Origin of the sequence: Providencia sp. PROV141 (assembly GCF_028481645.1) — a bacterium.
Taxonomy (GTDB): domain Bacteria; phylum Pseudomonadota; class Gammaproteobacteria; order Enterobacterales; family Enterobacteriaceae; genus Providencia; species Providencia rettgeri.
Window position 1 is genome coordinate 41,738 of sequence record NZ_JAMPPR010000005.1, and the last position, 25,088, is coordinate 66,825.

A 25,088-nucleotide genomic window follows, 5' to 3' on the forward strand; every position below is an offset into this window, starting at 1 on the left:
TATACATGAAAGATTTCACAGACTTATTAGAGGTAATTGAGACATGAGGCTAATTCCACTTAACAATGCGCATGATGTCGGCATTTGGTCCGCACAGTATATCGCTGACAAAATCAACGCATTCAACCCTACAGCTGATCGCCCTTTCGTTCTTGGGTTACCAACAGGCGGTACCCCTCTTGCGACTTATAAAGCACTGATTGCTTTATATAATGCAGGAAAAGTCAGTTTTAAGCATGTGGTAACATTTAATATGGATGAATATATTGGTATTCCAGCTAATCATCCTCAAAGCTATCACACATTTATGCATGAAAATTTCTTTAACTACATCGACATTCAAGCGCAAAATATTAATTTACTGAATGGTAATGCCCCAGATGTTGATGCGGAATGCCAACGTTATGAAGATAAAATTAAATCTTACGGCAAAATTAATTTATTTATGGGCGGCGTTGGTAACGACGGTCACATTGCTTTTAATGAACCCGGTTCTTCACTGAACTCGCGGACCCGCATTAAAACATTAACACCAGAAACGCGCCAAGCTAACTCACGTTTCTTTGATAACGATATCAATCAAGTACCAAAATTTGCTTTAACTGTCGGTGTCGCCACATTAATGGATGCTGAAGAGTTAATGGTACTTGCAACAGGTGCGAATAAAGCAAACGCAGTTCATGCCGCAGTTGAAGGTTCAATTAACCATATGTGGACAGTGAGCTGCGTGCAAATGCACCCAAAAGCACTGGTTGTCTGTGATGAACCAGCAACACTCGAATTAAAAGTTAAAACGCTTAAATATTTCAAACAGCTAGAATCTGAAATTATTGAAAAGTTTAACTAAGATTATATTTATCAATCACCCGATCAGCGAAGGCTGATCGGTGACCCACCTTCCAGAGGTCAGGAGTTTTAAGCCATGTATGCATTAACAAATTGCATTATTTATACAGGTCATGAAAGACTGGATAACCATGCGGTCGTCATTGATGGTGAAATCATCAAAGATGTTTGTCCTGTCTCTGAATTACCTTCCGATATTCCACAACATGACCTACAAGGTGCGACGTTATCTGCAGGGTTTATTGACCTGCAAGTCAACGGCTGTGGTGGTGTCCAATTCAATGATAATAAAGAAAATGTCACATTAAAGAATTTGGATATCATGCAAAAAGCCAATGAGCGTACAGGATGTACCAGTTACCTGCCAACGCTGATTACGTGCTCTGACGAATTGATGAAGCATGGTATTGAGGTCATGACGGAGTACTTAAAAGACCACAAGAACCAAGCTCTCGGGCTTCATTTAGAAGGCCCATATATTAATGTTATTAAAAAAGGCACACATAACCCTGAATTTATCCGCCAACCATCCGCGCAGATGATTGATTATTTAGCTGCTCATGCAGACTCCATCACTAAAATCACTTTAGCGCCTGAAATGGTTGAACTAGATTACATTCACCAACTGAAAGATTCCGGCATTGTTATTTCTGCAGGGCATTCAAATGCAACGTATGAAGAGGCCAAACTGGGCTTTAAAGCCGGAATTCGCTTTTCAACGCATCTTTTCAACGCCATGCCATATATTTCAGGCCGTGGCCCGGGTTTAGTTGGTGCTATTTATGACACTCCTGAAGTGTATGCGGGAATTATCGCTGATGGCTTACATGTTCAGTGGGCAAATATCCGTAATAGTAAGCACTTAAAAGGTGATAAATTAATTTTAGTGACTGATGCCACAGCGCCGGCAGGAATAGATCCTCAAACTGGTGAAATGGATCATTTTATCTTCGCGGGTAAAACCATATACTACCGCGATGGATTATGTGTAGATGAAAATGGCACACTCAGCGGCTCATCACTCACCATGATAGAAGCCGTGAGAAACAGTGTAGAGTACGTGGGTATTCCATTAGATGAAACACTGAGAATGGCAACGCTCTACCCCGCAAGAGCCATTGGAGTTGATGAGACTTTAGGGTCTATTGCTCCGGGTAAAATTGCGAATTTAACCGCGTTTAACCACGACTTCGACGTCCTTGCAACCTATGTGAACGGAGCAGAAGTCTACAAAAAATGAGTAACTAGCTAATGAATCAAAGCCACTCGCTGAAGCAAATTGGTAATATTGATCTCGTCAAACAACTAAATAGCGCTGTCGTCTATAGTTTAATTGACCAACATGGCCCGATATCAAGAATTCAAATCGCGGAGCAAAGCCAACTTGCCCCAGCCAGTGTGACTAAAATCACTCGCCAGTTACTCGAACGTGGTTTAATTAAAGAAGTTGACCAACAGGCCTCTACTGGAGGCCGTCGTGCCATATCTATTGTTTCTGAACACAAAAATTTTCACACGATTGGCGTCCGCTTAGGGCGCTATGATGCCACCATCGCCTTATACGACTTAGGTGGCAAAATGATTGTTGATGCTCATTACCCTATCACAGAGCCTTCTCAGCAAGCCATAGAACAAAAATTGATTGCCGCTATAGATGATTTTATTGAGCACAATCATAAGCGCTTAAAAGAGCTGATTGCGATTTCTATTATTCTCCCTGGGTTAGTTAACCCAAATAGTGGGATTGTTTACTACATGCCACATATCAAGGTCGACAATTGGCATCTCATCGATAATTTACAAGCACACTTTAAAATTACCTGTTATGCAGGGCATGATATTCGCAGCCTAGCCCTTGCTGAGAGCTATTTTGGTGCTACTCGTGATTGCGAAGACTCTCTGCTAGTACGCATCCACAGAGGCGCAGGGGCGGGTTTAGTCATCAATAAAGAGATATTGCTCAACCATCGAGGTAACCTCGGGGAAATCGGCCATATCCAAGTTGACCCTCTTGGCGAACTTTGCCATTGTGGTAATTTTGGTTGTTTAGAAACCATTGCCTCAAACCAAGCGATTGAAGCCCGTGTAAAACAACGTTTAGAACAAGGCTATTCGAGCTCCCTTACATTGGAAACTTGTACGATTTCCCATATTTGCCAAGCCGCTAATAAGGGAGATCCACTTGCTACGGAAGTTATCCAGCACGTTGGCCGGCAAATCGGTAAAGCGATAGCTATCTCTATAAACTTATTTAACCCTGAAAAAGTCGTTATTGCAGGCGATATCACGGAAGCAGAACACATTCTGTTACCCGCGATTCAAAGCTGCATTGACACACAAGCCTTAAAAGGATTTAGGGAGAATCTCCCCATCGTCACATCGCAGTTGGTTCATAACTCGGCAATAGGCGCTTTCGCACTCACTAAACGCGCGATGCTCAATGGTGAATTATTGCAAAAACTGTTTGAAAGCTAATTTTTGGCGTGTTTTTTTAAAGCAGGTAGAGACACCTGCTTTTTTATTGTCTATAAACTGAATATTTTCATTTCATATATCATTTTTAGCATACTCCCCATTCCTCCACGTTGTTCCCCGCACAAATTTTTGAGCTCTTTCGCTGTATTATTTCCTCCCCTTAACAAATTACATTTATCTAGCGTCTAAGACAAAAAGTGATTTTTTTCAAATACGGGCTTGTTTTTTGCTGGCTTTATCGACAAAATGATTATTCAACAAACAAACAGTCACGTTTTCTGAAAAATAGTGCAAAAAGCTGTTGACTGTCGGGTCTGTAATTAGCATAATGCGCCCCGCAACGCCGACGAAGGTTATGCAAAAAAAGATGGCTATGTAGCTCAGCTGGTTAGAGCACAACACTCATAATGTTGGGGTCACAGGTTCGAATCCCGTCATAGCCACCATTATTTTGCGGGAGTGGCGAAATTGGTAGACGCACCAGATTTAGGTTCTGGCGCCGCAAGGTGTGCAAGTTCAAGTCTTGTCTCCCGCACCATTTTCCTTCTCGGTAGCATTGAATTTAAGATTGGGGTATCGCCAAGCGGTAAGGCACCAGGTTTTGATCCTGGCATTCCCAGGTTCGAATCCTGGTACCCCAGCCATCTTAAAACAATCAATAGTAGAATTCCCGGATGGGGTATCGCCAAGCGGTAAGGCACCAGGTTTTGATCCTGGCATTCCCAGGTTCGAATCCTGGTACCCCAGCCATCTACTATCCTACCTAGAGTTGCACAATTCATTTCAAAGAAATTATATATGGCTATGTAGCTCAGTTGGTTAGAGCACAACACTCATAATGTTGGGGTCACAGGTTCGAATCCCGTCGTAGCTACCATTTCTTTTGTTGGGGTATCGCCAAGCGGTAAGGCACCAGGTTTTGATCCTGGCATCCCCAGGTTCGAATCCTGGTACCCCAGCCATTCTCTTTTCAATATCACTTAAATTAACTCCTATTCTCTCTTTCTCTGCCTAAACTATCTTAATTTTGCTTATCGATTTTATTGATAAATTAAATGAAAAATAAAAAAATAGCAGATAACTCTATTTTTTAATAAGTTGAGGCTTCATCTCTACTGTTTTCTATATTTCCATCCCTATTTTTAGCTTAAATGATGACTTTTTAGTGATTTACTTATTTATTTAATCCCAATATTACCGATTAACCAATAGCTTAATCGTTTAAAGTGATGTTAAAGCAACATTTAGCTCATAAAATTTACGTTTGCATAACTTTTCTATCAAATATGTGACTTCAATCATTTCTCTATAACCGCTGAAAGTGTTAACCTGCGCTCGAATTGTAGTTAGGTATGATTATTACCAGTTAAATTATTATCAACCTCTGGTACTAATAAATTCAGCCCCTTCTTCCATTCCAACTAAATTAGTTCTCAGAAACTCTAATAAAAGTTTTAAACCTAATAATTATAAATTGCCAAACGCAACATTTTTACAGAGAAAATTTATGCGAAACATGATAAAGCAACCAATATATAAGATCTTATATGTTCAGGTAATCGTAGCCATCGTTCTGGGTATCGCACTTGGCCACTTTTTTCCAGACATTGGAGAGTCATTAAAACCGCTTGGTGATGCATTCATCAAAATCGTTAAAATGATTATCGCGCCAGTTATCTTCTTAACTGTAGTCACTGGTATATCAGGCATGTCAAACATGAAGGCCGTTGGTAGCGTCGCAGGTAAAGCGATGCTCTACTTCATCACTTTCTCGACCATCGCTCTCATCATCGGTCTTATCGTCGCAAATATCATTCGCCCAGGATCAGGCCTTAACATTGATCCGGCAACCCTTGATAGCACTAAAGTTGCCACCTACGTTGAAAAAGCACACGAATCTTCGATAGTTGGCTTCTTGATGAATATCATCCCTGATACCGTCATTAGTCCATTAGTAAACGGCAACATTCTGCAAGTTCTATTTATTGCTGTCATTTTCGGATTAGCATTGGCGGCAACAGGTAAACACGGCGAGCCTATTGTTAAGCTACTGCAAAACTTTTCTGAACCTGTGTTCAAAATGGTTGCGATGCTCATGAAACTCGCACCTATTGGGGCATTTGGGGCAATGGCATTTACCATTGGTAAATATGGAATTTCATCTATTGGCAACTTAATGATGCTGATAATGACGTTCTATATTACCTCACTGTTGTTCGTCTTACTTGTTCTGGGTGCAGTTGCTAAATACAACGGCTTCTCAATCATTGCGCTAATTAAATATATCAAAGACGAGCTATGGTTAGTTTTAGGTACCTCTTCTTCCGAAGCGGCACTGCCAAGCTTAATGCGCAAAATGGAGCATGCTGGGTGTGAAAAATCGGTTGTCGGGTTAGTGATCCCTACAGGCTATTCTTTCAACCTTGACGGTACTAACATCTATATGACGATGGCCGCATTATTTATTGCCCAAGCCACTAATATTGAGCTCACTATTTGGCAACAAATTTCGTTGCTGTTGGTTGCGATGATAAGCTCAAAAGGTGCAGCGGGTGTGACGGGTGCAGGGTTTATTACCTTAGCAGCCACACTGATGGTGGTGCCAAGCGTTCCTGTAGCAGGTATGGCGCTTATTTTAGGTATCGACCGTTTTATGTCTGAGTGCCGTGCATTAACTAACTTAGTTGGTAACGCATGTGCGTGTATCGTTGTTGCGCGTTGGGAAAAAGAACTCGACACAGAAAAACTGGCTCATGCATTTTCAGCAAAAAATGAAACATTAGATTCAGTGATTACTGAAGATGACAACAGCAATACGGATACAAATCACATTCAACCGATTGATTTAGCCAATAATAAATAACAATAACTTCTTCACTTAATAATAAATAGGCCGCTAATTAGCGGCCTATTTATATATCTAAGATAAGTTCTATAACCCTAAAGCATACTTCAACGCCAGTTTTTTCGCTTCTCCGGCGCGTTGTGCCGCCATCAACCCGAGATTCCTAACTATTTTCAATCCCGGTAACTTTTCACTAAATGCCATATAAAATACGTCCATTCCAGCTTGCATAATTAAATTATCAGGCAAACGACGGCGTTGATAACGTTTCAATACATCAAGAGAATGCCAAGGCTGTATATATTCACGAGCGTAAATCACTTCTTTCAACAAAGCATCAACATCTCGGTAGCCTAAATTCACTCCCTGCCCCGCTAATGGGTTAATGGTATGAGCAGCATCACCAATCAATGCTAATCCATCTATCACATAGCGACGTGCATGATGACGAGTCAGTGGAAATGCCCCTGCTGCAATTGCGGTAACAGGCCCTAAACGTTCAGGAAAAGCTTCAGAAATCGCTCCCGTCAACTGTTCCATTGACATGCCTTGTAAACGCCTAATCTTTGCAGGGCTGTCATACCAGACTAATGAAGCCCAATTATCATACAACGGTAAAAATGCCCTAGGCCCTGATGGAAAAAACTGCTGCCATGTTTTATCTTGCTGAGACTGCTGTGTTTGAATGCTAATCAACATACATGATTGGCGATACTGCCAGCCACGGCTACCAATTCCTGCCATTTTGCGGACCTGCGAATTCGCGCCATCAGCTCCAATAACAAGCTTAGCTTGCAGAGTTCGGCCATCATCTAATGCTAATATCCACTCTTCTTGCGACTTAGGTTGGTATAAATTGATAAGTCTCACAGGGCAGACAAGGTCTAGATTGCTGTATTTTTCACATTCCTGCCATAATGCAAGTTGTAACACACGGTTTTCTACCATAAACCCAAGTTCAGGCAACCCAAGACTCTGAGCATCAAAAACCACATTGCTCTCTGGCTCTTCCCATGTTTCTAACTGGCGATATGGAGCACTTCGCATTGCCTTAACATGTTGCCAAGCCCCTAATTGCTCCAACAATTCAACAGAAGCACGGCTAATCGCAGAAATACGAACATCTGGAGCACTTTGTGGGTCAAAGGCCGCAGGTTGTGCTTTTTCAAGCAAAGCGACTCGCATGCCTTCTTGAGCAAAGCCCAATGCTGCTGCCGCGCCAGTCATACCTGCGCCAACGACGACAACATCATAAGATTCGATTAATTTATTCATACGTTCGCTACTATTTATTGTTTAATAAAGGTTGTTGTTTGATAACAGTGACCACGTTGATAAAGGTATTGTACCGAAAAATGATGATTCTCACAGGAAATAAGACATTGAAGGCTTAGAGGTTATTCGCGTCCTTCATCTTTATAACCTTACAAACAGTGTATTTTGCTGAAAATACTTTAATTCGCACAAAAAATAACCACAATTTTGCAACATCCTCTGGTCACTGATGCCGCAAATGAATACAATACGTGCTAATTTTAAAACAATAGGCAAATTGCCTGCCCTTAGATTTCGTGTGGTGATATTATTTTAAATATCTTTGCATTTATCCCATCATACAATGATGTCCTTAATCAAAATGCATGCGAGTTCCCAAATATAAGGGGTAGGACTTTGGATTTACAACGCGTTTCGGAGTCCATTACACTAGCCGCTTCGAAAACACCGGATATACGACATGTCGACGAATAAAAAGCTATACATTAAAACTTGGGGTTGCCAGATGAATGAGTATGACTCATCCAAAATGGTTTCTTTATTAGAAAATACCCATGGTTATCAACTCACTGAAATTGCAGAAGAAGCCGATTTATTACTGCTTAATACCTGTTCAATTCGTGAAAAAGCACAAGAAAAAGTCTTCCATCAACTTGGTCGTTGGAAGTTTTTTAAAGACAAAAACCCTGACATTATTATTGGTGTAGGCGGCTGTGTCGCTTCACAAGAAGGGGATTTTATTCGCCAACGTGCGCCAAGCGTTGACATCGTTTTCGGCCCGCAAACTTTGCACCGTTTGCCTGAGATGATTAATCAAGTTCAAGGTACCCGCAGCCCAGTTATTGATATCAGCTTCCCTGAAATTGAAAAGTTTGACCGTTTACCTGAACCTCGTGCCGAAGGGCCAACGGCTTTCGTTTCGATTATGGAAGGCTGTAACAAGTATTGCACCTTCTGCGTAGTGCCTTATACCCGTGGTGAAGAAGTTAGCCGCCCTTGTGATGATATTCTATTTGAAATCGCACAGTTAGCTGCACAAGGTGTACGTGAAGTTAACTTACTGGGTCAAAATGTGAATGCCTACCGTGGCGCAACTTTTGATGGTGAAATTTGCTCATTTGCAGAATTACTGCGTTTAGTCGCCGCTATTGATGGTATAGACCGTGTTCGCTTTACCACTAGCCACCCAATTGAATTTACTGACGATATCATCGAAGTTTACCGCGATACTCCAGAATTAGTCAGCTTCTTGCATCTACCTGTGCAAAGTGGCTCAGACCGCGTTCTAACGATGATGAAACGTGCTCATACGGCACTTGAATACAAAGCCATTATTCGTAAACTACGCGAAGCACGCCCTGGTATTCTTATTAGTTCAGACTTTATCGTGGGCTTCCCCGGTGAAACAACCGAAGACTTCGAAAAAACCATGAAACTGATTGCTGACGTGAATTTTGACATGAGCTACAGCTTTGTTTATTCCGCGCGTCCTGGTACGCCAGCTGCAGATTTACCTGACGACGTAACGGAAGATGAAAAAAAACAGCGTCTATACTTACTGCAACAGCGTATTAATCAGCAGGCATTAAGCTTCAGCCGCCAAATGGTGGGAACCATTCAACGTATCTTAGTTGAAGGAACATCACGTAAAAACGTTATGGAGCTGTCTGGACGTACTGAAAATAACCGTGTCGTGAACTTTGAAGGCACACCGGATATGATTGGTAAATTTGTGGATGTCGAAATTGTAGATGTCTATACCAACTCATTACGCGGTAAAGTCATTCGTACAGAAGACCAAATGGGTCTTCGCGTTCATGAATCACCAGAGTCTGTTATTGCACGCACCCGTAAAGAAGATGAGCTAGGTGTTGGTAGTTTTCAGCCCTAAGCCACAACCATAGGATATTCAGTGACCGAGACAAAAAATTTGCAAATCGCAACACAAGAAATCTTTCTAGAACCCGCAGATAACCAACGTTTAATGAGCCTCTGCGGGCCATTTGACGATAATATCAAGCAGCTAGAACGCCGCCTTGCTATCGAAATTAATCGCCGTGATAACCGTTTTAAGTTATCGGGTAAGCCGCTGAATGTTCAAGCGGCCAGCAAAATTTTGCGTCAACTGTATGTTGATACCGCACCTGTGCGCGGTGTTATCCCTGATATCGACCCTGAAAATATTCACTTAGCCATTCTGGATAGCCGTGTTTTAGAGCAATCTGCCGATAGCGTTCCTGACTACGGTAAAGCGGTGAATATTAAGACTAAACGTGGTGTGATCAAACCACGTACCCCAAACCAAGCGCAATATATCGCCAATATTTTAGACCATGATATTACGTTTGGCATTGGCCCAGCAGGAACTGGGAAAACCTATTTAGCGGTAGCCGCGGCAGTTGATGCCTTAGAACGCCAAGAAGTTCGCCGCATTCTGCTTACACGCCCTGCTGTTGAAGCCGGTGAGAAACTTGGTTTTTTACCAGGAGATCTCAGCCAAAAAGTCGACCCTTACCTGCGCCCACTTTATGATGCGCTATTCGAAATGTTAGGCTTTGAAAAAGTTGAAAAACTGATTGAGCGTAATGTTATCGAAGTCGCACCGCTGGCCTATATGCGAGGTCGTACGTTGAATGATGCTTTTATTATTTTAGATGAGAGCCAAAACACCACCATAGAACAGATGAAGATGTTTTTAACACGTATTGGCTTTAACTCTAAAGCGGTTGTGACGGGAGATATTACTCAGGTTGACTTGCCTCGCGGTAGTAAATCAGGCCTACGTCATGCCATTGAAGTGCTTTCCGAAGTCGATGATTTAAGCTTCAATTTCTTCCACAGTGAAGATGTGGTTCGCCATCCTGTTGTTGCAAAAGTCGTCATGGCTTATGAAGCATGGGAAGAACAAGATAATAAACGTCGCCAACAGTTACGTGAAGAAAAAGAACAGCAAAAGCAATTTGAAAAGCAGGAAAATCTATAAATGAGTGACATTATTCTCGACTTACAAATTGCGTGCGAAAACCCTGAAGGCTTACCTTCTGAAGCCGAATTTCAGCGTTGGTTAACCGCTGTTTTACCTAAATTTCAAGCGCAAAGTGAAGTCACTATTCGAGTGGTTGATGAACCAGAAAGCCATCACTTAAACTTAACCTATCGTGGCAAAGACAAACCAACCAACGTGTTGTCATTCCCCTTTGAGGCTCCACCAGAAATTGAGCTGCCTTTGCTTGGTGATTTAATTATCTGTCGCCAAGTCGTTGAACAAGAAGCTATCGAGCAACAAAAAACAGCAGAAGAACACTGGGCTCATATGGTTGTTCATGGTTGCCTTCATCTTTTAGGCTATGACCATATTGAAGATGATGAAGCAGAAGAAATGGAAAGTTTAGAAACCGAAATTCTGGCTGAATTAGGCTACGAAGACCCATATCTTGCAGAAAAAGAGTGACCTTACTATAATTTTTTGAGATATCTTTCTCAAAGAAAGCATTATTTTACAAAAAACTGACGGTTATTTTGCAGATAAACCGTCAGTTTTGTGCTAAAAAAGAATGTAGTAAACTGTTTTTATTAACTAACCTAATCTCCAAATACTTTGACTTGGGCTACTTTTTGTACCAAGTGCAGCCAACAACGCTGCGGTTCGATAATACGACGAGTGAATACTCTAAATAATTCGAATTGCAGCTAGGCGGCCAGCGAGGATATCTCGATGAGCATACATAAGTATGTGATTCGAGTAGCCGAGTGCAGCCAACAACGCTGCGGTTCGATGTATGACGAGTATTTTTTGAGGAAAAAAAAATTAACCGCCATGAGCGACGATAACTCTTCGAGTAGCGATAACCCTGGTCCTAAGAAAGGGTTCTTTGCACTGTTAAATCACCTATTCCATGGTGAACCTAAAAATCGTGATGATTTGGTCGAATTAATCCGCGACTCTGAACAAAACGATTTGATTGACCCTGATACTCGCGAAATGCTTGAAGGGGTAATGGATATCGCGGATCAACGCGTGCGCGACATTATGATCCCGCGTTCCCAAATTGTTACCTTAAAACGTAATCAAACGCTTGATGAGTGCCTTGATGTCATTATTGACTCTGCTCACTCACGCTTCCCTGTTATTAGTGAAGACAAAGACCATATCGAAGGGTTATTGATGGCAAAAGATTTACTGCCATTTATGCGTACCGACGCAGAACCTTTTAGTATCGATAAGGTATTACGCCAAGCGGTTGTTGTGCCTGAAAGTAAACGAGTAGACAGACTACTCAAAGAATTCCGCTCTCAACGCTATCATATGGCTATCGTTATTGATGAGTTTGGTGGTGTTTCTGGTCTAGTGACCATTGAAGATATTTTAGAGCTCATCGTAGGCGAAATCGAAGACGAGTATGACGACCAAGACGATGTTGATGTTCGCCAGCTTAGCCGCCATTCTTATTCTGTCCGCGCCCTTACGCAGATTGAAGATTTCAATGAAGCCTTTGGGACTCATTTTAGTGATGAAGAAGTTGATACGGTCGGTGGCCTCGTTATGCAAGCCTTTGGTCATCTGCCTTCTCGTGGTGAAACTATAACCATAGACAACTATCAGTTTAAAGTTGCGATGGCAGATAGTCGCCGGATCCTTCTGCTTCACGTAAAAATCCCAGACGACGCGCCAGTTCCAACTTTGGAAGAAGAAAAGACTTAATGAACTCAACGTCTATTTATCAAAGTCAGCGGTTGCGGTTACTGCTGGCTTTAATTTTCGGAGCCAGTGGAACGCTGGCTTTTTCGCCTTTTGACATCTGGCCTGCCGCACTACTTTCTATCCTTTTCCTCCAATTACTGACCTTGCAGCGCACGGTCAAGCAATCTTTTGCTATCGGCTTTGCTTGGGGATTTGGCTTATTCGGTAGTGGCGTTAACTGGGTTTACGTCAGCATTGCAGATTTTGGCGGCATGCCAGGCCCTGTTAACGTATTTATTGTTATTCTTTTAGCGGCATACCTTTCTCTTTATACCGGGCTTTTTGGCGCATTGATGGCCAAATTTGCCCCATATGCCAATATTTGGCGTTTAGTCTTTTTTGCCCCGGCGCTGTGGCAGGTTACTGAGTTTTTACGTGGTTGGGTTCTCACTGGTTTTCCATGGCTGCAATTTGGTTATAGCCAAATTGATGGGCCGATGAAAGCATTCGCGCCTATATTTGGGGTGGAAATGATTACGTTGCTATTATTTAGCATCAGTGGTCTGCTAGTACTCGCTATCCTACGCCGCAGCTTTATCGCGCTCGCTGTTGCTGCTGCCTTAATTTTTGCGCCATTAATTGCCAAAAATGTACAATGGTTTACCCCCCTTGAAGGTAAGAAAATGGAAGTCGCACTGGTTCAAGGCAATATTCCCCAATCAATGAAGTGGGAAGCCAGCTTTTTACAACAAACCAAAGACACCTATATGGAGCTCTCTCGCCCTTATATCGGTAAAGCGTCTTTGATTATTTGGCCTGAATCAGCAGTACCTTCCGTTGAGCTCGACAACCAAGCATGGCTTAAATCTCTCGACCAATTACTGGCAGAGTCGAACACTCAGTTAATTACGGGTATTGTGGATGCGCGCCCGATGGATGGTGAATACACTTTTTATAATACAATCATTGTATTAGGAGATAAAAAACCGTATTTATATCCATCTAAAAACCGCTATAACAAACACCATTTAGTGCCATTTGGTGAATATGTACCTTTAGAAGATTTACTGCGCCCTATCGCACCGTTCTTTAATTTGCCTATGTCAGGTTTTAGCCGTGGCGATTATGAGCAAATGCAATTAGCAGTTGGTAATATTCATCTCACTGCTGCTATTTGCTATGAAATTATTTTAGGTACACAGGTCAGAGATAACTTTAAACCTGATAGCGACTACTTACTTACTGTTTCAAATGATGCGTGGTTTGGAAAATCTATAGGCCCTTGGCAACACTTCCAAATGGCACGGATGCGTTCCTTGGAGTTAGGTCGCCCACTGTTGCGCTCAACCAATAATGGTATCACCGCAGTGATCAGTGCAGATGGCTCTATTCAAGATATGCTGCCACAATTTAAAACAGCGGCGCTTGCCACCGAAGTCACCCCAACAACAGGGCTGACTCCTTACGCACGTTGGAGTAATTATCCGATGTGGGGAGTGGTCGTTATATTTGGTATTCTCGGTTTTGCTATGAATAGACGTCAAAAGTAACGATGTTAACCCCACCTCGAGAGCTATAAATGAGGTGGGGAAATTGACTAAGCAACTAATAACCCTCGTACATCTGCAATTTTCACTGTCACAATACAACCTGCATTGAATTGTAAGAAATCATCTTCAATACCATCGGAAAAAATAACGCCGTTATCAGGCATTAATGACTCAACCGCTAACGGGTTACTCGGCTCTATCGTGCCAAATACCCATCTGGTTCCTGTCGTTTTACTTAAAAATGGCTCCCTAACACTAAACTGTAGTTTGCTTTCTCCCCAGCCGAATCCATTAGAAAGCGGATGTGACGTTGCCCCTGTAATGGCTTGCGCTCCTGCTAAGATAGATTGAAACCACCCCGTTGAACCTAACCCTGTCGATATAATGATCCCCGAAGAAGACTGAAACTCTTGTTCTCCATTCCAGTTCAATAAATAACGTGCCGATGTGTGGCTTTTCGGGCCAATAAATAAATCGTTCACCGCCAGTAGTGATTGCCCGTCATTGGTTGTTGCCTGCGCAAAAGTCACTGATTTTTGCTCAGCCTGACCTTTCAATGTTTTCGTTACCACCTCCTGTAATTGACTAATTTCAAATGGCAGTAATTTTCCATCCCACCTTGCAGGATCTGGGTTAATCGCAATAACGGGCTGACCTTTTAAATACTTTAACGTATTAGCCACTAAGCCATCCTGCCCAATCACAACGATAATGTCCTGCTTAGAAAATTGGTAGCTTGGTAATAATTTTCTTTCCAATAATTGAAATCGGCCTAAAGACTTCAAAATTGATTCAGCTTGGACTAATTGCCGCTGATATAAATCATGTTCATTCAGGTAATCATCGACTTCCACATGATTATGTTCCAAATAAAATTTTGCCTGAGGCCATGTATTGAAGCGTTCAATGAGCTCCTGTAAGCGAGTTTTACGTATCACGAGAATGAATCGAGCATCATCAATCTTATTCATTATTTCACCCCTTTTTCATTAACTGGCCAAATAAGTCAGGGGAAATATTTAACTCGCCAATTTTTCCTGCATTTTGTGCTAATGATTCAAATGCCATTGCCATCAATTGCTCTGGTCCCATTTTCGCTAACGCAAGCGCTTTTAAGTTCTCCACTGGTAATTGGCTATAAGCTTTCATTTTAGATTCAATCGCATAGGCATCTGCATCAGATTGGATCCGTTGGTTTTCCACGCTAAGTGCCACCAGCTCATTACGTTTTGCTTCCGCACTCACCTGTGCTGTTAATTCTTCTTGCTTAATCTCTGCACGTTCACGTAACAACTTACGCTCATTATCAAGGCGAGCTTCTTCAATTTGCTGCTCTTTGGCCTGCACAGATAAGTCCGTTTCTAGCTCAGCTTCTTTAATCGTCCTTTCTTGTTCGACAGAAAACTTTCGTCTGGCATAAATAGCATCATCCGCTTCTTTCAAAATGGATTCTCTCGCTTGTGCTTCTAATGCTTTGAGGGTTTCAGGTGAAGGTGCAATTGCCGCAATGGAAACATCTAAAATAGCGATGCCTAATGACTCTATTGCAGCTTGTTCTGCAAGTTGCTTGCTGACTAACGTCACCAATGATTGGCTAATCAATAATGCATCTCGTAATGAAGTAGTTTGTACCTTAGCTTGGATAATTGTTTGAGCTGCACGCACTACCCTGTCGCTCAGTTTAAGTGGATCTTCAGATGCATAACTTTTTCCATCTTTAGTTAAGTTAAAGTTTAAAACATCCGCCGTTTTTTCGGCGGCGACCACCTGAAAAGAAATTTGTCCCTGAATACGTAAACTTTGGAAATCAGAAGTTTGTAAATTAAAAATAAAGGGGGCTTCTTGTGCATTCAATGGAAGCGCCGCAATGGAGGTTTTGTCCGAGTTATACCAAAAACTGAGCCCTTTACCTTGTTTACGCACTTTTCCATTCACTGATTGAATAACAAAAGTTGATGAGTCTGCTTTGAAATATTTAAAGTTAAACATAGTGTATTCCTTGTTAATGTCTTTAAGACCTTAAATAATTATTGTCTTATAGACACAAACAAGTCAAGGGCTAAATGTCTTAATGACAATAACTATTTTTATCTGTATGATTTACCCCTAAACTTCATCTTTGATTTGAGTGGTAACAATATGAATGAAAAAGAATTTCTTGCTAGCTATGACAGAAAAGATTATTTATCGCCTTTACTGACTGTCGATGCCGTTTTGTTTGCTTACCATGAAAACACGTTGAAGGTATTACTGGTTGAACGAGCTAATTTCCCCGAAAAAGGGAAATGGGGCTTACCGGGAGGATTTATTGATGAACAACATGACCAAACCTTAGAAGAGACTATTTTACGTAAACTAAAAGAAAAAACAGGCGTGATCCCCCCTTATATTGAGCAACTTTGTACAGTTGGAAACCACCAACGTGATCCACGCGGTTGGTCTGTCACTGTTTGTTATACGGCTCTCATTGCTTACCAAGCCTGTGAAGCCCATATTGATACAGTAGATTCTGTCAGGTGGGTCTCTATTGATGAGATAGATCAGCTTTCTCTTGCATTCGACCATTTCAAACTCTATCAACAAGCGAGAGAACGTCTCAAGCAAAAATCTCTCTATTCGATAGTTCCAGGCTTTGCATTACCTGAAGTTTTTACCTTAGCTGAACTTCAACATGTCCATGAAGTTCTGATTGGTAAGCCCCTGCAAAATAAATCGTTTAGGCGCCGACTTGAACAAGCGGATTTGTTGGTTGATACTGGAGAAAAACGCCATGAGCGCGGTCGCCCGGCTAATTTATATCGCTTAAAACCACAATCAGCGGATTACCGTTTTATTCGTAATTTGGAATTTTAATTGTTGAACTGCCTGATAAATCAGTATTATCAGGCATTGCAATGAATGCTATTGGCAAATCGCAGGGGTTACAATATAAGTAAAAATGAGTTTATTAGACTTATGGTAATTATGCGTAATCCCTTCAGGGAACATTTCATGTAAAATATCCATACCTGCATTTTTACCGCAGTAGTTGCGATTCAAAATTTCACGCATATTTTGCTGCCAGCTATCGCCTTCCAATACGTTATCAGGGATCCCTTTGATGGTGTATTGGTAAAATAACATGCCATTTTTCGCGGTGACTTCAGTCAATAGCGTCACATCATCAATCAGCATAGGTAGTGATTTAGCCATGTCAGACAGAAAAATGCCCCGTAACATCGTTGGGTCATCATCGCCTTTTGCATTAAAGGCATTAATTTTGTCTTCTGTTGAATTAGCTTTTATTTCATCATAACGCTGTTCTATTTGTGAATTTCCGATCGTTCCTGACGGTTGTTCCGGTGCTGTTTTCTCTTCCACCTCAGGGGAACATCCCGCGATTAATACCACACCTAAAAATAATCCAACCACTTTTTTAAACATAGCCATCCCATTCACCTATTTTATTATTTATATAGCCGAATGAGTTTACCATAATGATAAATTAAACTTATAGGCAGAAAAATCCCCTTTTTTAGCCTAAAGGGGATGATAAAAAACTAAAAAGATGCCAACCACATCCGCATTTTTAGACCGTAAGAACTCGTCCAACCTGAAGTAAAGCTGACTAATTCACCGTTATCAATCACCATAAATGTGGGTGTTGCACTGACTCCAACCGAATTGGAAAGTTGCCCACTTATATCGTTGATCACAGGAAAGGTTAGCTCTTTGTTTTCCATCCCTTTGATTAAGCGAGATGTTTCACCTGAACGTATCGCTACTGAAATAATTGGCATACCTGATTGGCTTAATTCTGATACCATTGGCGAAGTCAAATTACAGACCCCACACCACGTCGCCCAGAAATAAACCAATATCGGCTTATCTTTACTTAACTCTGCCAATGAAACCGTCTCACCGTTGGCTAGAGTGTGTTGTTCCAATAATACAGGCGCAAGGGTTTGTGGCTTGCGCCATAAATCCATCACTGTAAAAGCAATAAATAAAATAATTGCCAAAACAATAATTTCTTTAGACCACTTTTTTATTTTATTCATATAGTTACTTACCTATTTGTTATCAAATAGTACAAATCAAAGATGTAAGAAACCAAAACATCCACTTAAAATGAATGCTTTAGCATTTAATTAAATATTTGTTTTCCTATCCTCTAATTCTAGAGTTTTGGATTGTTTAATCTTTATCCTCTAATTTTAGAATTTGGATTGTTTAATCTTTATCCTCTAATTCTAGAGTTTGGATTATTTAATCTTTATCCTCTAAATAATTCGCGTTGTGGCTAGGCGGCAAACGAGACTATCGTGGGGAGCATACACAAGTATGTGACCCACGTAGTCGAGAGCAGCCAACAACGCCACAGCGCGAAGTATGACGAGGATTATTTGAGCTTAGCGAGCTGCTCCTTCACTACAGCCTCAAACTGCTGTGCATCAATAGCACCTGGGATCAACTCATCACCTACCAATGTTGCTGGCGTACCATTCACACCCAGTTTCTCTGCCAGCATCATATTGGTACGAATGCCATCACGGCTCTTATCACTGGCTTTCAGTTTATCGTTTCCTGTCGCTTTAAGCGCATCTTTGATATTGGCATCTGATAGCATGCCTTGTTTTTGCATAAATTTGTGGTGTAGAGCTTCAAATGCTTTCGGGTCTTCTTGCCACAGTGTCATGGTTAACTGAGCTGAATCCATTGAAGTTTGGCCTTTAAATGGTAAATATTTAATTACCACAGCCACATCATCAGGGTATTTCTTCACAAGATCCATCAGTTGTGGGTCGAAACGCTTACAGAATGGGCAGTTAAAATCAGTAAAATTAACCAAAACTAACTTGGCATCTTTTTTACCAATTCGCGGGCTGGTTGGGTCATTAAACAAAGCATCGTGCTCCGCTTTTAACGTTTCTTTCATTTGGGCTTGTTGTCTTTCCCCTTGTTTAGCCTGCAGGGCAACAATCGCTTCTTCTAGAATTTCTGGGTTTTCAATCAAAGTATCACGTACTAATTTACGTACTTGCGCTTCTTGGTCTGCACTTAAAGGTGCCGCTTGTGCTACTGACCCCATCATTAGCGACGAAAATAAAACGGCTAAGATTGTTTTTTTCATTTTGTGGCTCCTTTGGCCTGATTCATAACGGATATTAGCGATTCACGGTCAAGTATTGTTGACAGTACTTCGCCTTCGGCCAAGTTAGGGCCATAAATTTGATTAAATGGAACAGCGACCTGCCCACGTTTTTGTAAAAATGCCGTAATTTCAGGTGAAGGTTTGGTCCAATCACCACGTAAAGCAACAACATCAGGTTCACTAAGTAGCTGTTGGATATCATCTCTTAGTAGTACATTGTATTTATTTGCCTTACACGTCACGCACCATTCCGCGGTAACATCAATGAAGACGCGCTTGTTATCCGCCAGCGCAGCCGCGATCGCTTGTTCAGTTAGTGGTTGCCAATTCACGGTATCTTTAACGAACGAACGGCTGCCGGAATGCTGCTCTTGCGTCATCCAAACAAACCCACCAGCAAAAGCGGCAAATAATATGAATGGCAAAATGGCCGCCCTTACACCACGCTTTATCGCGATAAAAACAACTAATAATACTAAGAAAATGACAGCAATCGCCGTCGAAGTAGGCACACCAAAATGCGGTATTAATAAGCTAATTAACCATAAGCTGGATACCAGCATCATTAACCCTAGTACGGCACGCAGTTTCAGCATCCACATACCTGGCTTTGGTAGTAAGCGAGAGATAACCGGAAAAGCAGCGATCAGTAGCCACGGTAAACTCATACCGACACCCAATGCAGTAAAGATCAACCACAACTCTTCCATTGGTGCAGCCAGTGCAAATGCTACGGCTGTGCCCAAAAATGGTGCAGAGCAAGGAGTTGCCAGTAATGTCGCGAATACCCCTTGCCAAAAATGACCGCTGCTACCATGCCCCCCAGCTGTCGCCAAGCGTGTATTGGCCTTGCTACCTAAGTTAATTTCAAATAAGCCAAATAAATTTGCAGTAAATAGCGCTGTTACCAATACCATAAAACCAATAAACCACGGGTTTTGGAACTGAATACCCCAACCGACAGCTTGTTGACCGACTCGTAATAACGTCATCAATAGCGCCAGTAACCAAAAGGAAACTAAAATACCGAGAGATGACAATAAAAACTGACGACGAATAGTATTTTGCTCACCATGAGGCACCATCAATACAGAGCCAAGTTTCATCGCTAACACAGGTAAAACGCATGGCATTAGATTAAGGATTAAGCCCCCCAAAAGTGCAAATAGCATCACCTGCCATAACGAAGCATTACTCACTTTTGATGCTATCGTGCCGCTAAATGCACTCACTTGATGGCTAATTTGCTGGGAAATATCGCCATCTGCAACCACAAAAGAAACTGTTTTACCGGTTAAATCGGGAGACTCGCCTCCCCAATCATCACCAACATCTATTGTTGCTGTTAAATGATTGCCTGTTGTCTCTATTACAGGCACGCCTAATGCAGCGCCTTCAACCACATCAGTGAAAATATTCGGTTGTTCCCAAGCGCTTCCTGTGCTTTTTTGTAATTCAATGATTAGCTTATCATTAGCAAAACCAACTTTAGTTTGCTCCACTAAACCACTTGATGGTGGAACTGCCCCTTTAGCTTGGTTAAATGCCCAAGTAAAGTCGGCAGGAGCGGGTTCTGTTAAATCGAGCTCAAACGGGTAATCGGTTAAAATACACACATTACTGCAGGTTGATAACGTGAGTGTTCCTGCTAGTTGATCGAGCTTTTCATTACTTGTGACTGTAATGGGGAAAACAATATCTCCCATATAGCCTTGAGTTGAAACACCCGCGACATCAAAGCGACCAGGTGTTGGCCATTGCCAATCGGTTGATTCAACAGGAGATGACCATACAATTTCAGGTGCAACTCCGCCTTCACCCGGCGAACGCCAATAGGTTTTCCACCCGTCATCAAGTTTTACGTCGAGCAAAATGTCAATTTTGCCATTTTCCTGTGCCGAACTTAATAACCTGACCTGCGCATGCCGTGGAGTGTTATCGTTCATCCACCCCGTATTCGCAGGTTGCAACCACCCCGTATCCGCAGCGTGTAAACTGCTCGAAAATAGTGCAAAAAATATAAAAAATGAATTAATTAAAAAACGCATTGTTTCCTCCTGAATAAATTACACAAACGAGTCCCTATCCGTTGTGTGCTAATTCCGAAGATTACAAAATTGTAAGTGTCGTCTGACTCTTGGAGGGGCATGCTTCTCTTCATTATTTGCTCTAGATATAAATAGATTAGTACAAAATAAAGTTAGCGCAGCCAAAGAAAGAAACATGAAGAAGAATGGTTCAAGAACAGCAGGTAGCAAAGTCATTAATGACTTAGCACTCAGTTCACAGCTGGAAAGATGTGTACCGCTGCTATCACTTTGTTTTACCTGTGATTGATCGATATAAGAAACGTGAGTACCTGTATTAATTTGTGCTTGCGCTAATACATCTGGCACAAAAAAATTGGCGAACAGAAGCTCTCCGACGGCACGTTGATTCATACAAACCAATACCATCAGACAGGCGAATATCACTAATCCTTTACCTAATTTTAAATGCCTGTTCATGCGCATCTTGGTATAACTTCCTGAAATAACACTAATTATGCGACTTTGATAACCATAACGATAAAAACCAATCTTTGACTAATACCGTTACCCCATCTATAAGTTAAATAGAGGTTACATCTTACACAGCAAAACATTCCGTACAAGTGCCATCAGCTAACTTTACAAATATCACTCTCTTTTTCAGTAAACAAAAATGCAGTTCTACCAAAACTAGGCACGCAAATTGCTTTATCTAATATATGGCATGAAACGAAGATAGCTTGCACCTTAATAGTGCGTGATTATCAGTTTAAGACAATTTTAGATGGCAAATCACCATGTTAGTGCGGTAATTCAAAAATTACCCAAATAATATGCGAGACAGCTCCCGAAATTGAAACAATTCGTTTTCATTAATTAACAAATTTAATTACTTTTTAACAACAATAAAACATATAGCGGATAATCGCGGGATTGTCTAAATCTGCGAAATATTTGCAAACACAACACTACGAAACCACAGTAATTCAGGCGTTATCTGGCGATAGCACCTTAAAATTACAACGGGTTTACACCGATGTTCTAAAGGAGTTGTAACTATGCGTATAAGTAAACTTGTATTATCGATGATGATTTTAGGTGCAACCTGCGCAGTTCAAGCAGAAGAGTTAAACGGCACTCTGAAAAAAATCAAAGACAACGGTGTAATAGTTGTTGGTCATCGTGAATCTTCCGTACCTTTCTCTTACTATGATAATAGCCAGAAAGTGGTTGGTTACTCACAGGATTATTCAAATGCCATTGTTGATGCAGTGAAGAAAAAATTAAACATGCCTGATCTGCAAGTCAAACTCATTCCAATCACATCACAAAACCGTATTCCACTCCTGCAAAATGGCACATTTGATTTTGAATGTGGTTCAACAACTAATAACGTAGAAAGACAAAAACAAGCCGCTTTCTCTAACACAATCTTTGTGGTTGGGACGCGCTTACTCACCAAAGGTGACTCTGGTGTGAAAGACTTTGCTGACTTAGCCGGTAAAAATGTCGTCGTGACCTCAGGTACAACGTCTGAAATTCTATTGAATCAGTTAAATGATGAAAAAAATATGAAAATGCGCATTATCAGCGCGAAAGACCATGGTGATTCGTTCCGTACCTTAGAATCAGGTCGTGCTGTTGCCTTTATGATGGACGATGCGTTGCTAGCAGGTGAGCGTGCAAAAGCGAAGAAACCGGATATCTGGGAAATCGTTGGCAAGCCGCAAACCGAAGAAGCTTATGGCTGTATGTTACGTAAAGATGACCCTCAATTTAAAGCGCTTATCGATGAAACCATTGCGAATGCACAAACATCAGGTGTCGCTGAAAAATCCTTTGATCGCTGGTTCAACCAACCTATTCCTCCGAAAAATCTGAACCTGAAATTTACGTTGTCCGATGAAATGAAAGCCTTATTTAAAGAACCAAATGATAAAGCATTAAACTAATAAAAAGACAAACAGGGTATTACTGAAGTAAGAATTGCAAGGCGGTCGTTCCCCGCCTTGCATCCTCTTTTACGACAGTATTCGGGAATTTCATTGCCCACAGGAAGTCAATATTATGTCTATTAATTGGAATTGGGGGATTTTCCTTCAGGAAGCCCCATTTGGGAATACCACCTACTTAGGGTGGTTAATATCTGGCCTCGAAGTCACCGTAACACTTTCTATTTGCGCCTGGATCATCGCATTCCTAGTTGGTTCATTTTTCGGTATTTTACGTACTGTACCTAACCGTTTTTTAGCTTTTTTAGGCACCGCTTACGTAGAGTTATTCCGTAACGTACCGCTTATCGTACAATTTTTTACTTGGTATTTAGTTATTCCAGAACTTCTTCCTCGTTCAATCGGGGATTGGTTTAAAATGGAATTGGATCCTAACTACCAATTCTTTATTTCCTCAATGCTTTGCCTTGGGTTATTTACCGCAGCACGAATGACTGAGCAAGTACGTGCAGCCATTCAGTCACTGCCTAGAGGGCAAAAAAGTGCCGCACTCGCAATGGGGCTCACTTTGCCACAAACCTATCGCTACGTTCTATTACCCAATGCCTATCGGGTCATTTTGCCACCAATGACCTCAGAAATGTTGAACTTGGTTAAAAACTCAGCCATTGCGTCAACCATTGGCTTAGTCGATATGGCGGCACAAGCAGGAAAGCTATTGGACTATTCTGCTCACGCATGGGAATCCTTTACCGCAATTACATTAGCTTATGTCGGTATTAACGTCATTATCATGATTCTGATGACGTTATTAGAGCGCAAAGTTCGCTTACCAGGCACCATTGGAGGGCGATAAAATGATGTATGAATTTGATTGGAGCTCAATTGCTCCGAGTATGCCCTTTTTAATCGATGGCTTCATTGTCACTGCGAAAATTACACTGACCGCGATAGTGGTAGGAATTTTGTGGGGAACGGTTTTGGCCGTGATGCGGTTATCCACATTCAAGCCAATCAGCTGGTTTGCGGCTCTGTATGTGAATACATTCCGTTCTATTCCGTTGGTTATGGTTTTGCTGTGGTTCTACTTAATCGTTCCTAGCTTATTACAAAATGTTCTAGGCTTATCACCAAAAAATGATATTCGTTTAATTTCTGCAATGATAGCCTTCTCTCTTTTTGAAGCCGCTTATTATTCTGAAATTATTCGCGCGGGTATTCAAAGTATTTCACGAGGACAAGCCTCTGCAGCGTTAGCTTTGGGAATGACAAATATGCAAACCATGCGGCTCGTAGTATTACCGCAAGCCTTTAAAGCCATGGTGCCACTGTTGTTAACTCAAGGAATTGTTCTGTTCCAGGACTCATCCCTCGTGTATGTACTCAGTTTGACAGACTTTTTCCGTACTGCCACCAATATTGGTGAGCGTGATGGGACACAAGTAGAGATGGTACTGTTTGCGGGTCTGGTGTACTTTATTGTCAGTTTTGGCGCTTCTATGTTAGTGAATTATCTTAAGAAAAGGACTGTTTCATGATAACCCTGAAAAATGTATCCAAATGGTATGGCCAATTTCAGGTGCTTACAGACTGCACAACTGAAGTTAAAAAAGGTGAAGTTGTGGTTGTGTGCGGGCCATCTGGTTCTGGTAAATCCACATTAATAAAAACAGTGAATGGTTTAGAACCAATTCAACAGGGTGAGATTTTTGTGAATGATATTCAAGTTAATAACAAAAAAACTGACCTTGCAAAACTTCGCTCTAAAGTTGGGATGGTATTCCAACACTTCGAGCTATTTCCTCATTTGTCGATTATTGAAAATCTGACATTGGCGCAAGTTAAAGTATTAAACCGCGATAAAAAAGAAGCTGAAGCAAAAGGTTTGAAATTATTGGAACGCGTGGGTTTATCCAGCCATGCCAATAAATTCCCAGCTCAGCTTTCAGGGGGGCAGCAGCAACGTGTCGCTATCGCTCGAGCGCTGTGTATGGACCCAATAGCAATGTTATTTGATGAACCCACTTCAGCACTAGACCCAGAAATGATCAATGAAGTCCTTGATGTTATGGTTGAATTAGCCAATGAAGGCATGACCATGATGGTGGTTACCCATGAAATGGGCTTCGCCAAAAAAGTGGCTAATCGCGTTATTTTTATGGATGAAGGCAAGATTGTTGAAGACAGTAAAAAAGAAGACTTTTTCGCTAACCCACAATCTGATCGTGCAAAAGATTTCCTCGCAAAAATTCTCCATTAATCTTTCTCAGGGAGCCACTAGGCTCCCTAGCCTTAACACT

Annotated in this window: 22 protein-coding genes and 6 tRNA genes; 20 read left to right on the forward strand and 8 right to left on the reverse strand. The window is 41.5% G+C overall.

The window, feature by feature from the left end:
* Window positions 1–43: 43 nt before the first annotated feature.
* The 10 genes from nagB (at window position 44) to PSF09_RS03870 (ending at window position 6,184) form a co-directional block, all read left to right on the forward strand.
* Window positions 44–847, forward strand: coding sequence for a glucosamine-6-phosphate deaminase (gene nagB / locus PSF09_RS03825; protein ID WP_272666445.1), 804 nt, complete (start codon window positions 44–46; stop codon window positions 845–847).
* A 75-nt stretch (window positions 848–922) separates the two neighbouring features.
* Complete coding sequence (nagA, locus tag PSF09_RS03830; RefSeq protein WP_210840382.1) at window positions 923–2,086, forward strand: N-acetylglucosamine-6-phosphate deacetylase; 1,164 nt, start codon at window positions 923–925, stop codon at window positions 2,084–2,086.
* Window positions 2,087–2,097: 11 nt separating this feature from the next.
* Entirely contained in the window at window positions 2,098–3,321 is a 1,224-nt protein-coding gene (gene nagC / locus PSF09_RS03835) for a DNA-binding transcriptional regulator NagC (RefSeq protein ID WP_272666444.1), read from the forward strand.
* 369 nt (window positions 3,322–3,690) lie between these two features.
* Window positions 3,691–3,767, forward strand: a tRNA-Met gene (locus PSF09_RS03840).
* A 7-nt stretch (window positions 3,768–3,774) separates the two neighbouring features.
* Window positions 3,775–3,859, forward strand: a tRNA-Leu gene (locus tag PSF09_RS03845).
* Window positions 3,860–3,890: 31 nt separating this feature from the next.
* Window positions 3,891–3,965: transfer RNA gene (locus PSF09_RS03850), tRNA-Gln, on the forward strand.
* Window positions 3,966–3,996: 31 nt separating this feature from the next.
* Window positions 3,997–4,071, forward strand: a tRNA-Gln gene (locus tag PSF09_RS03855).
* Window positions 4,072–4,121: 50 nt separating this feature from the next.
* Window positions 4,122–4,198, forward strand: a tRNA-Met gene (locus PSF09_RS03860).
* Between the two features lie 10 nt (window positions 4,199–4,208).
* Window positions 4,209–4,283, forward strand: a tRNA-Gln gene (locus tag PSF09_RS03865).
* Window positions 4,284–4,840: 557 nt separating this feature from the next.
* On the forward strand, window positions 4,841–6,184 hold the full coding sequence (locus tag PSF09_RS03870; protein WP_210837094.1) for a dicarboxylate/amino acid:cation symporter: 1,344 nt from the start codon (window positions 4,841–4,843) through the stop codon (window positions 6,182–6,184).
* Between the two features lie 69 nt (window positions 6,185–6,253).
* Here PSF09_RS03870 and ubiF read toward each other — a convergent pair whose 3' ends face one another.
* Window positions 6,254–7,441 (reverse strand): 3-demethoxyubiquinol 3-hydroxylase, encoded by a 1,188-nt coding sequence (gene ubiF, locus PSF09_RS03875; protein WP_272683514.1) that lies wholly within the window; start codon window positions 7,439–7,441, stop codon window positions 6,254–6,256.
* A 460-nt stretch (window positions 7,442–7,901) separates the two neighbouring features.
* On the opposite strand from ubiF, the gene miaB reads away from it, so the two are divergent.
* The 5 genes from miaB to lnt all read left to right on the forward strand — a co-directional run bounded on the left by miaB (window position 7,902) and on the right by lnt (window position 13,672).
* A complete protein-coding gene (miaB, locus tag PSF09_RS03880; RefSeq protein WP_210837068.1) occupies window positions 7,902–9,332 on the forward strand; it encodes a tRNA (N6-isopentenyl adenosine(37)-C2)-methylthiotransferase MiaB in 1,431 nt (476 codons plus the stop codon).
* A 39-nt stretch (window positions 9,333–9,371) separates the two neighbouring features.
* A complete protein-coding gene (locus PSF09_RS03885) occupies window positions 9,372–10,424 on the forward strand; it encodes a PhoH family protein (RefSeq protein WP_004908988.1) in 1,053 nt (350 codons plus the stop codon).
* Window positions 10,425–10,892, forward strand: a complete 468-nt coding sequence (ybeY, locus tag PSF09_RS03890; protein WP_210837069.1) for an rRNA maturation RNase YbeY — start codon at window positions 10,425–10,427, stop codon at window positions 10,890–10,892.
* Window positions 10,893–11,258: 366 nt separating this feature from the next.
* Window positions 11,259–12,143, forward strand: a complete 885-nt coding sequence (corC, locus tag PSF09_RS03895; protein ID WP_004908986.1) for a CNNM family magnesium/cobalt transport protein CorC — start codon at window positions 11,259–11,261, stop codon at window positions 12,141–12,143.
* On the forward strand, window positions 12,143–13,672 hold the full coding sequence (gene lnt, locus PSF09_RS03900) for an apolipoprotein N-acyltransferase (RefSeq protein ID WP_272666442.1): 1,530 nt from the start codon (window positions 12,143–12,145) through the stop codon (window positions 13,670–13,672). The genes corC and lnt overlap by 1 nt, the downstream gene beginning before the upstream one ends.
* 47 nt (window positions 13,673–13,719) lie before the next feature.
* On the opposite strand, the gene PSF09_RS03905 is transcribed toward lnt, so the two are convergent.
* Window positions 13,720–14,643, reverse strand: coding sequence for a sugar kinase (locus tag PSF09_RS03905; protein WP_272666441.1), 924 nt, complete (start codon window positions 14,641–14,643; stop codon window positions 13,720–13,722).
* Between the two features lie 4 nt (window positions 14,644–14,647).
* Window positions 14,648–15,661, reverse strand: a complete 1,014-nt coding sequence (locus tag PSF09_RS03910; protein ID WP_272666440.1) for an SPFH domain-containing protein — start codon at window positions 15,659–15,661, stop codon at window positions 14,648–14,650.
* A 150-nt stretch (window positions 15,662–15,811) separates the two neighbouring features.
* Between PSF09_RS03910 and PSF09_RS03915 the strand changes: the two genes are divergently transcribed.
* Window positions 15,812–16,525 carry an NUDIX hydrolase gene (locus tag PSF09_RS03915; RefSeq protein ID WP_272666439.1) on the forward strand — a complete coding sequence of 238 codons (714 nt, stop codon included), beginning with the start codon at window positions 15,812–15,814 and terminating at the stop codon, window positions 16,523–16,525.
* A 48-nt stretch (window positions 16,526–16,573) separates the two neighbouring features.
* On the opposite strand, the gene PSF09_RS03920 is transcribed toward PSF09_RS03915, so the two are convergent.
* The 5 genes from PSF09_RS03920 to PSF09_RS03940 all read right to left on the reverse strand — a co-directional run bounded on the left by PSF09_RS03920 (window position 16,574) and on the right by PSF09_RS03940 (window position 21,313).
* Window positions 16,574–17,101, reverse strand: coding sequence for a protein K (locus PSF09_RS03920; protein WP_272666438.1), 528 nt, complete (start codon window positions 17,099–17,101; stop codon window positions 16,574–16,576).
* 110 nt (window positions 17,102–17,211) lie between these two features.
* Window positions 17,212–17,712, reverse strand: a complete 501-nt coding sequence (locus PSF09_RS03925) for a protein disulfide oxidoreductase (protein WP_272666437.1) — start codon at window positions 17,710–17,712, stop codon at window positions 17,212–17,214.
* 341 nt (window positions 17,713–18,053) lie between these two features.
* Window positions 18,054–18,785, reverse strand: a complete 732-nt coding sequence (locus PSF09_RS03930) for a DsbA family protein (protein ID WP_004908958.1) — start codon at window positions 18,783–18,785, stop codon at window positions 18,054–18,056.
* Window positions 18,782–20,854, reverse strand: a complete 2,073-nt coding sequence (locus PSF09_RS03935) for a protein-disulfide reductase DsbD family protein (protein WP_272683515.1) — start codon at window positions 20,852–20,854, stop codon at window positions 18,782–18,784. Before PSF09_RS03935 ends, PSF09_RS03930 begins: the two co-directional genes overlap by 4 nt.
* 48 nt (window positions 20,855–20,902) lie before the next feature.
* The gene (locus PSF09_RS03940) at window positions 20,903–21,313 is read right to left on the reverse strand and encodes a metal resistance protein (protein WP_272683522.1); all 411 of its coding nucleotides are present in this window, start codon (window positions 21,311–21,313) and stop codon (window positions 20,903–20,905) included.
* 581 nt (window positions 21,314–21,894) lie between these two features.
* Between PSF09_RS03940 and PSF09_RS03945 the strand changes: the two genes are divergently transcribed.
* The 4 genes from PSF09_RS03945 (at window position 21,895) to PSF09_RS03960 (ending at window position 25,048) form a co-directional block, all read left to right on the forward strand.
* Entirely contained in the window at window positions 21,895–22,788 is an 894-nt protein-coding gene (locus PSF09_RS03945; RefSeq protein WP_004908948.1) for an amino acid ABC transporter substrate-binding protein, read from the forward strand.
* A 115-nt stretch (window positions 22,789–22,903) separates the two neighbouring features.
* Window positions 22,904–23,644, forward strand: coding sequence for an amino acid ABC transporter permease (locus tag PSF09_RS03950; RefSeq protein ID WP_109913204.1), 741 nt, complete (start codon window positions 22,904–22,906; stop codon window positions 23,642–23,644).
* 4 nt (window positions 23,645–23,648) lie between these two features.
* Window positions 23,649–24,326 carry a glutamate/aspartate ABC transporter permease GltK gene (gene gltK, locus PSF09_RS03955; RefSeq protein WP_036958176.1) on the forward strand — a complete coding sequence of 226 codons (678 nt, stop codon included), beginning with the start codon at window positions 23,649–23,651 and terminating at the stop codon, window positions 24,324–24,326.
* The gene (locus PSF09_RS03960) at window positions 24,323–25,048 is read left to right on the forward strand and encodes an amino acid ABC transporter ATP-binding protein (protein WP_004257041.1); all 726 of its coding nucleotides are present in this window, start codon (window positions 24,323–24,325) and stop codon (window positions 25,046–25,048) included. Before gltK ends, PSF09_RS03960 begins: the two co-directional genes overlap by 4 nt.
* Window positions 25,049–25,088: the final 40 nt, after the last annotated feature.